Raw genomic sequence first — 14,281 nt, 5'->3', positions numbered from 1 at the left:
AACGTCCCGACTGCGGCAATCGAGACGGCTCGCATCATTGAAATAATGGCCTTGCAACCGACATTTCCCAAGTGGCCTGCCGCTTGACTTCAAGATCGCCTGATTTTGCTCGCTGGGCAAGCGTTTTTAGCCCCGAGCGGTGTCTGTCGTCGCGCAAACGGCCGAAGTCGGGTGGATCAAGCCTCGAACCCGCAGCATTCTGGCCCGGCAGAGCCGCTTTTCCGCGCGGCAGACGGACCTGTCCTGCCGCTTTCGTTCAGCTTGGGCATGGATCGTGGTCATGCGCATGACGGAGGCGTTCGAAGACGGCGGATGGCGGCAAGGACGGCCCGCACCATCGGGCCGGTGACGGCGACCTCGGCCAACTGGAAGGTAATGGCGCGGGCGTGGCGGACGACGCGGGCGCCGATCTTGATCAGCTTGAGTTGCAGGCTGGTCAACGACCAGTCCGCCATGGCCTCGGGCAGTTCGATGCAGCGCAGGAAGGTTGCCAGGTTGTAGGCCAGCGCGTGCAGTTGCAGCCGCACCTCGTTGTGCCGGAACTTCCGGCATGACAGCCGCGTCCAGCGAAAGGCATATTTGCCTTCCTTGATGTGCTGCTCTGCGGTGCCGCGCTGGTTGTAGAACCTCACCACCCAGTCTGGCTCCATCGGCAGGTTGGTGACGATGAAGCCGACTTTGGGGAACAGCTCGCCCGGATGCCATTCGATCTTGGCGATGACGCGGCGCGGCTTGTCCCAGGACGCCGCCTGATACTCGAAGTCCTCGAAGAACCGTTTGACCTTGGTCAGCGAAGGCCGTCCCACGGGCCGTGTCAGCCGATGCGCGATCTTCTCGCGCAAGACGGCGTTGGCGGGCAGACGGATGGCGTAGAAGAACCTGGCTTCTTCCAGCCGCATATAGATCGCGGGGATCGCGTAGGCAGCGTCGGCCCGGAAGAAGCGTCCACCAAGGTCGCGGCCAGCATATCGGGCAATGACGGGATCAAGGACATCCCGCCAGCCATCGGCGCTGTGGACATTGCCGTTACGCAGGGCGCAGCGCTCCAGCATGCCAAACTGGTTGAACAAGAAGATGGGGTGATAGCAGGTGCAGTCGAAATGCCCGTTCCAGGCAGCACCTTCCTGATCGCCGTGGGTGGGGCTGACCGAGCTGTCCATGTCCAGCACGATGTATTTCAACCCGTTGCGGTCATGAAACCGGTCGATCCATTGGCCGTTCAGATCGGCCAGCGCCGCCCGGTTCGCGGCCAGAGCCAGCGTCTCGGTCTCGAACCGTCCCATCTGCGATGCCGAAGCAGCTTGCGCCTCGACGGCCCTGCCGCCAACGACCTGACGCATCACGGGATCGAGGGCCAAGCGGTCGGCATCGTTCACATCCTCGTATCCGGCCAGTCGTCCGAACACCGATTGCCGGAACAATCCGTCAAGCCGATGGAGCGTGTTCTTCCCGGTGCGGCTGTCTCGCAGCGCCTCCGACGCCAGATTGGACAGGCCGAGCACGTCATCAAGCTCGCGCATCACCAGCAGGCCACCGTCTGAACTGATCTGCGCACCACGGAACTCCAGACGCACACGGCGGTCGAAATCAACCCGATCTCCCCGCGCCAAGCCCGCACCCTCCAGGTGATCCATGAAACGCGCCCCTCGCAGCCGTCAACGCCATGATTTATATGCGAAATATCACGATTACGACAGCGAAATCAGCGACTTACTTGGAGAATGTGGGTTTATGGGTAGAATTCTGGTTCGGTAAAGGCGGGCGGGCGTTGAAAAACATGTTCGCCAACTGGCACGTGTGAACCGCCCCGGATTTACCGGAGAGTTTCTGGTTCAATAATTAGGGGACTTTTTTCGACAGCTTTCAAGTTTGCATAGAAGGCCTCCTCTGCTTCTTGCGGCGTGACATAGCCAATGGCGCTGTGCAGGCGGGTGTTGTTATACCAGTCGACCCATTTCAAGGTTTCCCATTCGACCTGACCAACGGACTTCGAAGGGCCGAGGAACTTGATGACCTCGGTTTTGAAAAGGCCGTTGATGCTTTCAGCGATCATTTACGGAATGGGTGGTCGAGTATCCGTTTTGGTCAAGGGCGCTCCGGCTGCCAATCGCGGGCGTCGCGCAGCAGCGTGTTCGCGAGAACCAACATGCGGCGCATGACGGCGGTGATTGCTACTTTCTTGGCTTTACCGGCCTTCACGAGCTGCTGATTCTTGTCATGAAGATCTCGATTGAAACGGATCGCGACCAGCGTCGGCATGTAGATTGCCCGCCGGATTGATGACCGGCCGCCGGTAACGCGTTCCTTGCCCTGCCACTTTCCAGACTGCTGCGTCATTGGCGCCAACCCGGCCAGAGCAGTGATCTTCTTGCTGTCGAGATGCCCCAGTTCTGGCATGTCGATCAGCATTGTGGTGGCGGTCAGACGGCCGATCCCCGGGATGGTCATCAATCGACGAATGCGCTCTTCGAGGGTGCCTCGCTGCTTGGCGATCTGCGCGATTACTTCATCAAGCGCCTTGATATCGGTGCCAATGTCATCAATGCGGCGACAGATCTGTTCTCGCACGAGCGGATTGATTGCCGTAGCAAGTCTGGTCTTCGCAGTGACCTGATCCCTGACGAGGGCCCGGCGGGCTGTCAGCAACTCCCTGGGATCATGAACCTCTTCGCCCTCGACATCCTGTGGGGCCAGATCGAGCACCACCCCCATGCGCGCCAGCATCCTGGCATCGACGCTGTCGGTCTTCGCCAGTCGACCAATGGCCTGTGCAAATCGGCGCGCCTGCTTTGGATTGACTTTAATGAAGGGCCGCCCTGCCAGGCTGAGATGTCGCTCCAGGCCACGATGGTAGGCGCCGGTCGCCTCGAAGACGATCAGCACACCCTCCTCCTCACCAAGCCAGTCGCACATCTGGCCGAACCCTTCATCCGTGTTCGGCAGGCGGCGCGCTTCGGATCGGGAATGCCAGAATGCGTCGAGACGGTCTTTCGAGACGTCGATGCCGATGGTATCCTTGGCCATCTTTCTTTCCACTTTTGCTTGTCGTTCGGGCCCGAAGCCCACGTATCCGTTCAGGTCGTCAGAAAAGACGGGGGCTCGTCAACTCGACCGCGGTCCTGCAAGACCAAGCTCCGCACGACGCCACCCCCGCCGCTGCCCCGCAGTTTGCGGTGCCGGGCAGCGGCTCCCTTTTGCCTCAACAGCCACGGATTCCATAAGACAAGCTCCGCCATCGCAAAATACGCTGATGCCTTGCGAAGGATCTCGTTGGCTTGCCTGAGTTCACGGTTCTCACGCTCCAAGGCTTTGATTCGTGCCTTTTCCTCGCTCGTCGGTCCGGACAGTTCGCCTGCATCACGCGCGGCGCGCCGATACCAGTCCCGCCGGCTGAAAGACGAACAACACAGCTTCGAGGCAATTGCCCGGTAGGCGGCACTGTCGCTGCTGTAATCAGAACGATGGTCGCGGAAAAGCCGAACGCCGCGCGCGCGGAACTCGGCCGTGTAGCTCGGGGTGTGTTTCTTTTCTGTCATGAGGCTTACCCTTTGAGAGTTTTACTCTCCGGTAAACCCGGGGCGGTTCAATACGGCTTGTTGCCGTTAAAAGGGGGAGTTCCTCCACTCGTCTCCTTACGCCAGCCCTTTCCGGGACGATGGCGTGCGACGACGCGGCCCCCCTCCAGCGCCAGCAGATGCAGCCAGCCGTTGTCGAACAGGCGCGCCACGTCCGGATGGCGACCAAGGATCGCGTCGATGGCGGATGTCGGGGCGTCCAGCATCACCGTCAGCCGCAGCGGGTCGTGGACGGTGCGGGTGCCGTCATGGACCGCCTGCCACGGCAGGCCGGGGCGCAGCCGGCCGCCATTGCCCTCGACCACGCCGATGCCGCCGGTGACGTTGTGGATCAGCTTGGTGCCGCCCCCGAACAGGGGCGGGGCCACGGTCGAGCCATAGTATTGCAGGCTGATCCAGCTGGCGACGACGACCGGGGCGGTCAGGATCAGCTCCAGAACCGTGAAATCAGGGTCCAGCGCGCGGTCATAGCTGTGCAGGAAGGCGCGCCCGCCCAGGTCGATCCCGCGCGTGACGGCGCGCGGCGCGGCGATGAAGGCGGCGCATCCGGCCAGCCCCCATTCCGGCCGCGTCTCGGCCCAGTTCGACGCGCGCGCCGCCACCGTGGCAGGCGTCGCACTCGGCAGACGGGTCGCTCGCGCCGTGCGGTTGCGCGCCGCCGCGCGGGCCAGCCAGTTCGCAGCCCGGTCCAGATCACTCGCATGGCTGGCCGGTGCATTGACCTCGTACAGCGCCACATGGTCCGTCGTTGTGTCATGCAGCGCCGCGACGAACAGCGTATCATCGGGCAACGTGATGCCGTGATCGGGCAGGGCCGCCCGTGTCTGGGGGTCGTTCAGCAGGTCCGCCAGCACGCGAGCCGAAACCTCTCCGGTCTGGCCGCCGCAGGCGCCGCAGTGATAGGCGCTGTGATGCGGGTTGTTCGTCATGCTGGCGCCGTGGCCGACCAGCAGGACCAGCCTTGCATGCCCCGCGACCAGGCCCATGGCGCGCAGGATGGTGGCGGCCAGCCGTCCCTTGTCCGCCGTCGACATCGGCGCGGACAGGCGGGGCGCGCCCGCAGGGGCAGGGGCGGCGTCGCGGCCCATCGCCCCCTTCAGCAGCTTCATCCCGTAGAGCGGCCCGACCGCCTCGACAAAGGCAAAGGACGACACCGCGGCCTGCCGGAACCGGTCCCAGGCCCGCGTGGCCCGGGCGGCGATGCGCGCGGCATCCTCGGCCTGATCCTGGCTGGTGGCGTCAAGCGAGGGGGTCAGCAGCACCGGCAGATGCGGCACCGCCCGGACGCTGGCCTGGGTGTGATGCTGCAATGGCAGGCCGAAGAAGCCCGCAAAGCCATAGGTCTCGGCGTCCGGGGCGACCTCCTCCAGCGCGCGGCGAAAAGGTTCGGACCGGACGTCGATGCAGAACGCCGCCTGCATCGCCGGACGGGACAGGGTCGGGCGCGACCCCGACAGGCATGCCGCAAGGCCGCGCTGATAAGCGCGCTCGACCGCGTCCTGGGCGATCGCATCCGCGACCTGATCGGCCGATGGCTGGACCGGCCGCGCATGCGCGCGCACCGCGTCGGCCCAGGGATCGGCCAGGTCAGGGCAATGCGCCAGCAGCGCCTCCTCCCAGATCAGGCGGATCGCCAGCAGGTCGATCAGGGTGCCATCGGTGCCCCCCGCCTGTTCGGCCTGCCAGGACAGCCATCGCGCGTGCTGTGCCCAGCCCCCCAGATCGACCAGCAGCCGATGGAACGCGGTCGGCGCCGCGTCGGGCGTCAGGGCCAGCCGTTCGGCCGCCCGCAGGATGACGCGTTCCGCCCGGTCGGGGGCGGCTGCGACATGGGCGCAGAAGCCGCGCAGGCCCGCGATTTCCGGCGTCAGGTCATGGGTCGCCCATTCCTTCCACGCCGCAAGCGCGCTGGTGCCGGGCGCGGGCGTCCACAGCGCCTGGCCCTGATCAAAGCGCCCCGCGGCCCACAGGCCGATGCTGCGGGCAATGACCTCGGGCCAGTCGGTGCCGTCATGGCGTGCGGACAGATCGGCGAGCGTCGGCAGGGCGGGGGGGATCGGCGCGGTCGCGTTCAGCCGCAGCTTCAGCATGCCCAGGTCGACCGGCTTCAGCGCCGACGGGCAGGCGATCAGCGCCGCCGCCAGGTCGTCGTCGGTGATGCGCCCGTCTGCCATCATCGCCCCGAACGCGGCCCGCGGGCGGGTTGCCGACAGCCCCGCGACGCGGGCCAGTCTGGCCGAGGCGGTGGCCAGGTCATCGTCCGACTGGCCCAGAAAGGGGTTCACCGCGACGGTGGCCGTCAGCGGGAAAGCCGGGGGGATGGTGCGTGCGGCCTGGGTCGCGGCCGCCAGCAGGCTGGCCGCATGATCGGGGGTGACGCCGGCGTGATCGTGGAACATGGGAACCTCAGCGGAAATGGGGGGTAGGGATCAGCTGGACCGCGCGGCGCGAAAGCCGCCGATCAGCCGGTCGAACAGGGCGTTCAGGTACAGCCCGTTGGCCAGGTGGACGCGCAGTCCCGCCATCGCCGGGTGATGCGCCCACAGCGGAAACAGCGCCTGCGCCACCGCGACCATCCCGAACGAGATCACCGCCAGCGCGATCAGCGCCCATTCCAGCGCGCCTGGCGACGGCGGCAGCGGCAGATGCGGCCCCCACAGTGCGCCTGCCAGCAGGTGAAAGCCGAAATAGCCAAGCGCCGCCGCGACCGATGCCATCGCCGTGCGCCGCGTCAGCGCCCGCGGGGCGGCATCGGCCAGCCCTTGCGCGACCAGATAGGCGGTGCCGAAGATCAGGATCGCACCCAAGGCCAGCGCCTGCGCCGATTTCTGGCCGCCGATCGCCGCGAATCCAAGCGCGACAGTCGCATAAAGGGCAAGGGCCAGCGCAAAGGCCTGCGCGACGGCACCGATGCCCGGCACGGCGACGGGGCCGGGGCGACCCGCCGCGGCCACCGCCGCGACCGCGTTGCCCGAGGCCAGGAACCCATGCGCCTTGTACAGCCCATGCGCCACGATATGCAGCAGTGCCAGCGACCACAGGCCCAGCCCGCATTGCATCAGCATGAACCCCATCTGCGCGACGGTGGACCACGCCAAGGCCGTCTTGACCGCGCTTTGGATCAGCATGACCGCCGCCCCGAACAGCGCGGTCAGACCGCCCATGGTGACCAGCACCGCCATCGCGCCGGGGCTGGCCTGGACCAGATCGGCCGTGCGGATCAGCAGCAGGCCGCCCGCATTGATGACCCCCGCATGCAGCAGCGCCGAGACCGGGGTCGGGGCCTCCATCACCTCGGTCAGCCAGCCATGCAGGGGAAAGGCCGCCGATTTCAGCAGCGCCGTCAGCACCAGCGCCGCAACCGCCCCCTGCGCGGCGGGGGTCAGCGGCCCGGTTGCCGCAGCCTTTAGCGTGGCCAGATCGGTCGTGCCGAAGGCGACCCACGCCATGACCGCGGCCAGAACCAGCGCCACGTCTCCCGCACCCCAGACCCGCACGAACTTGGCCGCCGCACGCCGTGCCGCGGGCCGATCGGGATAGAACAGCAGCAGGTCGCGCATCGCCGCGCCGATGACCATCGTGCAGACCGCCATCAGCGCCAGATCGCCGGCCTGCACAAGAACCAGCACCGCGGCCAGCACGATCAGGATGCCCGCCTGCGCCCGGGGGGCGCGCGCCTCTCCGTGCAGATAGGTCCGGCAATAGCGCAGGACGATCCAGCCGACGAAGGCGACCAGCACCGCCATGGTGACCCCGATCGCATCCAGCGTCAGGCGGACCCCCGGCGACAGGGCCAGCGCTTGCGCCCCGCCGGTCATCAGCTGCACCGCCCCGGCCAGTGACAGGGCCAAGGCGCACAGCGCCGCGGTTTCCGCCAGGCGCGGGCCGGGCCTGACCCGGGTCAGCAGGGCCGCAGCAACAAGCAACAGGGGGCCAAAGGCGGTCAGGGGCAGGATCTGGGTTGTCATGAAGGGCTCCGCGACAGTGTCCGGCACCGGATAGCCGCTGGAGATCATTCTTAAAAATACATATAATATGCCGAAACGTTCTATATTGTGGAAGCATCGTGAACCTGCACCATCTTCGCCTGTTCCGCGCCGTGGCGCTGGACGGCACGCTGACCGGCGCCGCGCGGCGGCTGAACCTGTCGCAATCGGCGCTGTCCACGCAGTTGCGCCAGTTGGAGGCGTCGCTGGGTCATGACCTGTTCGAACGGCGGGGACGGGGGCTGATCCTGACCGAAGCCGGCCGGATCGCGCTGGATCATGCCGAGGCGATCTTTCGCACCGCCGACGATCTGACCGCCATCCTGCGCGAGACGGGCCGGTCGCGGCACGCCCTGCGGGTGGGGGCGCTGGCCACCCTGTCGCGCAATTTCCAGATGCTGTTCCTGCGACCGCTGATCGGTCGCCCCGATGTCGAGGTCGTGCTGCGATCCGGCACCCAGGCAGAGCTGCTGCGCAATCTGGAGGGGCTGTCGCTGGATGTCGTGCTGACGAACCTGGCCCCCGCCCGCGATGCCGCCAGCCCATGGCTGATCCACCGGCTGGCCGAACAGCCGGTCAGTCTGATCGGGCGGCCGGACCTGGTGGGCAAGGGCCGGTCGCTGGCCCAGCTGCTGCGGTCGGAACCCCTGGTCCTGCCGGTGCCTGAAACAGCGCTGCGGGCCGATTTCGACACGATGGCCGCCCGGATGGGCATCGTGCCGCTGATCTCCGCCGAGGCGGACGACATGGCGATGCTGCGCCTGCTGGCGCGAGAGGGGGCGGGGATCGCGGTCATCCCTCCCATCGTCGTGCGGGACGAACTGGACGCCGGATCGCTTGTCGAGGCCGCCCGACTGGCGGGCATCAGCGAGACGTTCTACGCCGTCACCCAGCATCGCCGCTTTCCGAACCCGCTTTTGGCGGACGTGCTGTCGCTTTGCGATAACAGGTGATCAGCAGTTTCAGCGCCTGCTGGCCTACAACAGGACCACCTGCTCGATATCAGGGTCGACTATGTTCGAGACAGCTCACCACCCGGCGCAATGAACTTTCAAGGCAGGGTGGGCCGTGCTCTGCAATGACGCCGCTTGGTCAGGTTGAATTTCGATAGCGTGCGGGTTCGCAACCGTTTTGAGCAAGGGCTAACCGATGGCACCGATAAAGGAAGGGGGTGGACTTGTTGTTTTAGAAGAGAAATCTCATATGAAATGAACCGTGCCTCCGGGCCAACTTTGGATCGATCATGACATATCTGCTTTTTGCTCTTGGGCTTGTGGCACTTTTCTTCGGGGGTGAGGCCCTCGTCAGGGGCGCGACGGCCATTGCCCGTCACTTCCGCCTGTCGCCGATGGTGATCGGCCTGACCATCGTGGGCTTTGGAACATCCGCACCCGAAATGCTGGTTTCCGTGCAAGCAGCGCTTGCAGGTCAGCCCGCCATTGCGATCGGGAACGTCCTGGGCTCGAACATCGCCAACATTCTGCTGATCCTCGGCATTTCAGCGGTCGTTGCCCCGCTCATCATCCCTGTGAAAAAGCTCTGGCGTGATCTCGGCTTCATGCTGTTGGCGACGGCGACCATCTGGATCATGCTCCTGGACGGCAATGTCACCCGGCTGGACGGCGTGGTGCTGATTGCTGGCCTTATCGTCTTCCTCGTCACCGCTTTCATGACCAGCAAGGTGGAAACCCCTGAGGTCGAGCTTGGGGATTCCCCTCAGTGGAAAGCCTGGGCAATGACCTTGGGGGGCTTGGTTGTCCTCGTCATCGGCGCCCGGTTGCTGGTGGACAGCGCGACGGAACTGGCACGCGCGTTCGGCATATCCGAGGCGGTGATCGGCCTGACGATCGTGGCGGTAGGAACCTCGCTCCCGGAACTGGCAACGTCCCTGATCGCAGCCATCCGCAAGCAGACCGAGATCGCCGTAGGCAACATCGTCGGCTCGAACATCTTCAACATCTTTGGCATCCTCGGCACCACGGCGCTGATCCATCCGATCGTTGCAGATCCGCGCTTTGCCTCCATCGACATGATCTGGGTGACGATTGCCGCTGTGGGGCTCTCCGTGCTGGCATTCGTCCTTGGGGGCCTACCGCGCATCGCAGGTTTTGTCCTCATGGCGACCTATGCCGGGTATGTGGCCTTGATCTAACTAGGCGGTTTCTGAGTTGCATGGCCCATCGCAGCCATTTGCTATCACCCACAGTGCAGCATTCGCATCCATACAGGCGCATTAGCTGGTCCCCGCTTGACCAGCACTTTGCGCGTGGCCTTGGATGCCCTTTGCCGCCCTCTTGGGAGAGCCATACCCGATCACAAGCATGACGCCCTCAAAGTGATCGGCATGACACTTGGTGCAAATCCAGTTGGCATCGAGTTCGCTTTTGCAGACCAGACAGGGATCATCCTCGACGTTGAAGTCGAGCGGAAATGGGACAGGGACTACCGCAATGGCGCACATGGTCTGTCTCATCAATGATCATCATTTACTATACACAAAATACCGTCAGGAACTGACAGCTATGCGACACCGGTGCCAAGCGATTCATGAGGCTGCCATGAGAGAGGCAGTGGCTTTTCCAGCCAGAGCTTTTCTTTGCAGGCGATCCAGTCAAAGCCAGCCAAGCCGCTTGAAGCGGACATAGAGGAACGTGCAGGCTCCCACGATGGCCGATAGCACGACAAAGTAGCCGTACCTGGTCGATAGTTCGGGCATGTTCTCGAAATTCATGCCGTAGATCCCTGCAATTGCCGTCGGCACGGCGAGGATGGCCGCCCACGCCGCCAGTTGGCGGGTGATGATGCCTGTGCGTTGCTGCTCCAGCAGGTTGCTGAACTCAAAAACCGAGGCCAGGACCTGAAGCAGCCCATCGACCATGGTCTGCACGCGCCGGACATGATCCAGGACATCGCTGAAGTACGGTCTTGTGTTCGCGTCGATGCAGGGAAGGTCCTGTCGGACCAGCTTGCCGGCGACTTCGCCCATGGGGCCCAGCACCCGCTGAAACCTGGTCAGATGGCGACGGAGCGCGAAGATGCGCGTGATCTCTTCGCGTCCGAGAAAAGTGTCGATGGTCTGCTGCTCCATCAACAGCACCTTCTCTTCGATCTGCTCGACGATGGGCAGATAGCCGTCGACGATGTAATCCAGAATGGCGTGCAGAACGTAGTCGACCCCGTGGATCAGCAGGCTCGGGACCGCCTCCAGCTGCGCACGCAACGCGATGTGAGATCGGGCCGATCCGTGGCGCACGCTGATGATATGGCTGTGGCCGACGAAGATGGCGGTTTCGCCATAGGTGATCGTATCGCCTTCCAGACGCGCAGTCCGCGCAACGACGAACAGCTGTTCGCCATAGATGTCCACCTTGGGCAGTTGATCCGCCTTTACGGCATCCTCGATGGCCAGCGGATGCAGGTCGTACTGCTCTTTGAGCGTCTGCATCTCCTCTTCGGTGGGATCACAGATCCCGATCCAGACGAACTCGGAGTTGTCCGAGGGGCAGTCGATCTTCTCGGTGATCGACACCTCGCGCACGCGCTTGCCGTGGCGGTAGAGATAGGCAGCAACGACCGTCATGGTAACCTTTGCGAACGATAGGCATCCTACGAGGCATAAGCCCTAACCCGACACCCACCGCTGGCGTCAAGGGCGGATCACGAGTGCTGATTCACAATCGTTATACCTACGTCTGGTCAGTCAACTAAATTGCCTGCGCAGTCGAAGTGGTCACCCTAATAGTTTCGCCCATCAAGTTCGCACCAGGGACGGTGCATTCTGCTAGTGTTCTGGTCTTGCCCCCGTTTCACCGGACACTCAGGCAGTTGCTGGTTTGAGCTGCGATGAACTCGCGAGGCGAGCGCATCTTCAGCCCTGAATGCGGGTGATTGTCGTTGTAGTCCTCGATCCAGCCTCCGATCCATCCGAGAACGGTTTGGGCGTCTGGTAGCGGCGTCACCTGGACGTAATCGTGCTTGAGCGTCTTCACGAATGCCTCTGACATGCCATTGCTCTGAGGGCTCCGCACCGGGGTGAAGCAAGGCTTCAGACCAAGTTGGCGAGCGAAGATCTGCGTGTCCTTGGCGATGGATCGTTGCAGACCCACCTTGGCACACAGATGCCGTCGGGGGGCGGTTACATCATCAACGCCCATGCCAACCACCACCTCAGACTGACAGAGTGCGCTTGCACTGATGAAAGGAACCAAGACCATGAAATGCCCCGTTGATGGAACGCTGCTCACGATATCAGACCGCCAGGGCGTGGAGATTGACTATTGCCCGACGTACAGGGAAGTCTGGCTCGACCGGGGTGAACTCGACAAGATCGTCAAAATGTGATAGTCTGCTACCGTTCTCGCAGAACCCCGCAGCGACAGTCGTTCGCCGCAGCGCGAACGCGACAGCCGAGCCCGCCGCGACGGAGATCGATATGATGACCGCCCCGACTATGATGACGAACACGATCCGAGCCGCCGCAAGCGTAAATCGATGCTGGGCGAACTGTTCGACTTTTGATCCCCACACCAGATTTCCGCGATAGCGCTGGTAGAACGGTTGCAATCGGGTGCGGGTTATGCCGCATCTCGTGTCTATCCTGCTAACTGAGACGCCGCTTGATTAACACCTTGCATCCGCCGAACTTTTCGTGTGCTGGTGGCTGTAACTTAACTTGGGGTATCGTTTCTTGATGCATGCTGTTTCGTTCCTGAACCGATCAATGATCCTGGCACTGCTCTGGATCGTCTTGACAGGTTCTGCTACAGATGCACTGCCCTATGGCGCCGTCGCGGTCGTGGTGGCGGCGGCGCTCAGCCTGCGGCTCTATCCGGCGGACCGACCGGGCGTCGGTGCCTGGCGCGTGGCAGTGTTCCTGCCGCGCTTTCTGGTGCAGAGCGTGCTAGGCGGTCTGGACGTGGCGCGCCGGGCCTTCGATCCGCGCCTTCCGGTTGGGCCGGGCTGGGTCGAATTGCCCCTGGCCAGCCGCCAGGTCGAAGCTAATGTGCTACTGGGCGGGGTTGTCAGCATGCTGCCCGGTACGCTGGCGGCCGGTCCCGGCGACGGCGATGGCGCGATGGCGCTGCATGTGCTGAACCTGCCCAGCTTTGCCTCGGCAGATTTTCACTCCCAGGAACAACGGATCCTCGGCCTATTTGGTCCCCGGGTCATCGCATCCGAGGCTCCGCATGGCTGACTGGTTCACGCTCGCCGCTATCTTCCTTTTGCTGACTGTCGCTGCGGCACTCCTGCGCTGCTGGCGCGGACCCGGCCCGGTCGAGCGGATCATGGCCGCCCAGCTGGCCGGTACCGGCGTGATCGGCGTCGCGGTGGTGCTTGGTGCGGCGCGCGAAAATGCGGCCTTTCTCGACGCGGCGCTGATCGGCACGCTGTTGGCGGCAGTCGCGGTCACCGCTTTCGTTCGGGTGGCCGCCGTGCCGCCGAAGCCTGACGCGGAGGACCGGGGATGATCTGGACCGAACTTTTGGTGCTGGCGCTGCTTGGCACGGGCCTTGGGTTCTATGCCGCAGGCTCGCTGGGATTGTTGCGCTTTCCCGACACGGCATCGCGGCTGCATGCGCTGACCAAGGCCGACAACGTCGGTCTTGGGCTGGTCGCGCTGGCGGCGGCGATCCACTGGGGTTCGGGCGCGGTGGCGGCCAAGCTTGCGCTGGTCTGGCTTCTTGCGGTGATCGCAGCCGGCACCACCTCGCAGCTTCTGGCGCGGCGGGTGCGCAAGAACGAGGAGCCCGACCGCAGATGAGCGGTGCCTTCGACCTCATCCTGTGCCTGATGATCCTCGGCACGGCGGGTATCGCGCTGTTCGTGCGCGACGCGCTGGCGGCGATCGCCTTCTTCATCGCCTTCGGCAACCTGATGGGGCTTGCCTGGCTCAGCCTTGGTGCGGTGAACGTGGCCCTGGCCGAGATAGCCATCGGCGCCGGTGTCACCGGCATCCTCCTGATCCTGGCGCGGGCGCGGCTCCTGGCGCTGGGCGATCCGGTGCATAGCGGCGACACACCGACCTGGCTGTGGCTCGGGGCCTTTGCGGCCTGCACCAGCTTTGCCGTGCTGCTGGCGGCCACGGTGTTGTCGATCACCCCGGAAAGCGGGCTGGACCGGGTGGTCGCACCGCTGATGCCAGGGCTTGGCATCGAGAACCGGGTGACCGGGGTTCTGCTGGCTTTTCGCGCCTATGACACGCTTCTGGAAAGCTTCGTCCTGCTGGGCGCGCTGGTCGCGGTCTGGTCGCTGGCACCTGCGCGGGCCTGGCCGGGCCGACCGGCGGAACCCCGCATGGCCGACGGACAGATGCATCAGGTTGCCGGGGCCTCCGGGCGGGTTCTGCTGCCCGTGGCGCTGGTGATGGCGGCCTATCTGGTCTGGGCCGGGTCCGACCTGCCGGGCGGAGCCTTCCAGGCGGGAACCGTGCTTGCGGGCGGGCTGATGCTGGCGGCGATGGGCGGGGCCATCGGCCTGCCACGCAGCGACCGGCCGCTGTTGCGCGCTGCCTTGGTGCTGGGGCCGCTGGTCTTTCTGGCGATCGGGCTGGGCGGCATCGCGGCGGGCGGATTCCTGATCTATCCCAAGGGCTTGGCTAAGGCGCTGATCGTGACCATCGAATACACGCTGTTCCTGTCGATCGGGGTGACGCTGGCACTGCTGGTGGCCGGGCCGCCGGTGGCCGATTCCCCTGTCCCGGACGCGGGCGGAAACGGCTGA

Annotated in this window: 13 protein-coding genes and 3 pseudogenes; 7 read left to right on the top strand and 9 right to left on the bottom strand. The window is 64.5% G+C overall.

Annotated features, from left to right (window positions below; translation table 11 throughout):
• Window positions 1-278: 278 nt before the first annotated feature.
• The 6 genes and pseudogenes from GBO37_RS19060 to GBO37_RS19035 all read right to left on the bottom strand — a co-directional run bounded on the left by GBO37_RS19060 (window position 279) and on the right by GBO37_RS19035 (window position 7,543).
• A complete protein-coding gene (locus GBO37_RS19060; protein WP_012112698.1) occupies window positions 279-1,634 on the bottom strand; it encodes an IS1380-like element ISPme1 family transposase in 1,356 nt (451 codons plus the stop codon).
• Between the two features lie 179 nt (window positions 1,635-1,813).
• Window positions 1,814-2,050, bottom strand: a pseudogene (locus tag GBO37_RS19055) (integrase core domain-containing protein); the annotation flags it as partial.
• A 35-nt stretch (window positions 2,051-2,085) separates the two neighbouring features.
• On the bottom strand, window positions 2,086-3,024 hold the full coding sequence (locus GBO37_RS19050; RefSeq protein WP_136857822.1) for an IS110 family transposase: 939 nt from the start codon (window positions 3,022-3,024) through the stop codon (window positions 2,086-2,088).
• A gap of 215 nt (window positions 3,025-3,239) precedes the next feature.
• Window positions 3,240-3,536, bottom strand: a pseudogene (locus GBO37_RS19045) (transposase); the annotation flags it as partial.
• 47 nt (window positions 3,537-3,583) lie between these two features.
• The gene (locus GBO37_RS19040) at window positions 3,584-5,974 is read right to left on the bottom strand and encodes a YbcC family protein (RefSeq protein ID WP_252930459.1); all 2,391 of its coding nucleotides are present in this window, start codon (window positions 5,972-5,974) and stop codon (window positions 3,584-3,586) included.
• 30 nt (window positions 5,975-6,004) lie between these two features.
• Window positions 6,005-7,543: a proton-conducting transporter membrane subunit gene (locus tag GBO37_RS19035; RefSeq protein WP_136857819.1), complete on the bottom strand. Its 1,539-nt coding sequence runs from the start codon at window positions 7,541-7,543 to the stop codon at window positions 6,005-6,007.
• A gap of 98 nt (window positions 7,544-7,641) precedes the next feature.
• Here GBO37_RS19035 and GBO37_RS19030 point away from each other — a divergent pair, with 98 nt between their 5' ends.
• Window positions 7,642-8,514 (top strand): LysR substrate-binding domain-containing protein, encoded by an 873-nt coding sequence (locus GBO37_RS19030; RefSeq protein WP_252930458.1) that lies wholly within the window; start codon window positions 7,642-7,644, stop codon window positions 8,512-8,514.
• Between the two features lie 290 nt (window positions 8,515-8,804).
• The gene (locus tag GBO37_RS19025) at window positions 8,805-9,713 is read left to right on the top strand and encodes a calcium/sodium antiporter (RefSeq protein ID WP_042250039.1); all 909 of its coding nucleotides are present in this window, start codon (window positions 8,805-8,807) and stop codon (window positions 9,711-9,713) included.
• Window positions 9,714-9,794: 81 nt separating this feature from the next.
• On the opposite strand, the gene GBO37_RS19020 is transcribed toward GBO37_RS19025, so the two are convergent.
• The 3 genes and pseudogenes from GBO37_RS19020 to GBO37_RS19010 form a co-directional block, all read right to left on the bottom strand.
• The gene (locus GBO37_RS19020) at window positions 9,795-10,034 is read right to left on the bottom strand and encodes a hypothetical protein (protein WP_042250040.1); all 240 of its coding nucleotides are present in this window, start codon (window positions 10,032-10,034) and stop codon (window positions 9,795-9,797) included.
• Between the two features lie 138 nt (window positions 10,035-10,172).
• A complete protein-coding gene (locus GBO37_RS19015; RefSeq protein ID WP_042250041.1) occupies window positions 10,173-11,141 on the bottom strand; it encodes a magnesium and cobalt transport protein CorA in 969 nt (322 codons plus the stop codon).
• Window positions 11,142-11,367: 226 nt separating this feature from the next.
• Window positions 11,368-11,649, bottom strand: a pseudogene (locus tag GBO37_RS19010) (integrase core domain-containing protein); the annotation flags it as partial.
• A gap of 124 nt (window positions 11,650-11,773) precedes the next feature.
• Here GBO37_RS19010 and GBO37_RS21715 point away from each other — a divergent pair.
• From GBO37_RS21715 to GBO37_RS18985, 5 genes are all read left to right on the top strand, one after another.
• Window positions 11,774-11,902, top strand: a complete 129-nt coding sequence (locus GBO37_RS21715) for a zf-TFIIB domain-containing protein (RefSeq protein ID WP_081994960.1) — start codon at window positions 11,774-11,776, stop codon at window positions 11,900-11,902.
• 379 nt (window positions 11,903-12,281) lie between these two features.
• Window positions 12,282-12,755: a Na+/H+ antiporter subunit E gene (locus tag GBO37_RS19000; RefSeq protein ID WP_052650125.1), complete on the top strand. Its 474-nt coding sequence runs from the start codon at window positions 12,282-12,284 to the stop codon at window positions 12,753-12,755.
• Window positions 12,748-13,029: a monovalent cation/H+ antiporter complex subunit F gene (locus GBO37_RS18995; protein ID WP_042249992.1), complete on the top strand. Its 282-nt coding sequence runs from the start codon at window positions 12,748-12,750 to the stop codon at window positions 13,027-13,029. Before GBO37_RS19000 ends, GBO37_RS18995 begins: the two co-directional genes overlap by 8 nt.
• Window positions 13,026-13,322 (top strand): monovalent cation/H(+) antiporter subunit G, encoded by a 297-nt coding sequence (locus GBO37_RS18990; RefSeq protein WP_042249993.1) that lies wholly within the window; start codon window positions 13,026-13,028, stop codon window positions 13,320-13,322. The genes GBO37_RS18995 and GBO37_RS18990 overlap by 4 nt, the downstream gene beginning before the upstream one ends.
• Window positions 13,319-14,281, top strand: coding sequence for a hydrogenase subunit MbhD domain-containing protein (locus GBO37_RS18985; protein ID WP_042249994.1), 963 nt, complete (start codon window positions 13,319-13,321; stop codon window positions 14,279-14,281). The genes GBO37_RS18990 and GBO37_RS18985 overlap by 4 nt, the downstream gene beginning before the upstream one ends.

Source organism: Paracoccus sp. 08 (assembly GCF_024105395.1).
Classification (GTDB): Bacteria; Pseudomonadota; Alphaproteobacteria; order Rhodobacterales; family Rhodobacteraceae; genus Paracoccus; species Paracoccus marcusii.
The sequence above is the reverse complement of the archived record's forward strand: the minus strand, read 5'-3'. Positions and strand labels throughout refer to the sequence as shown.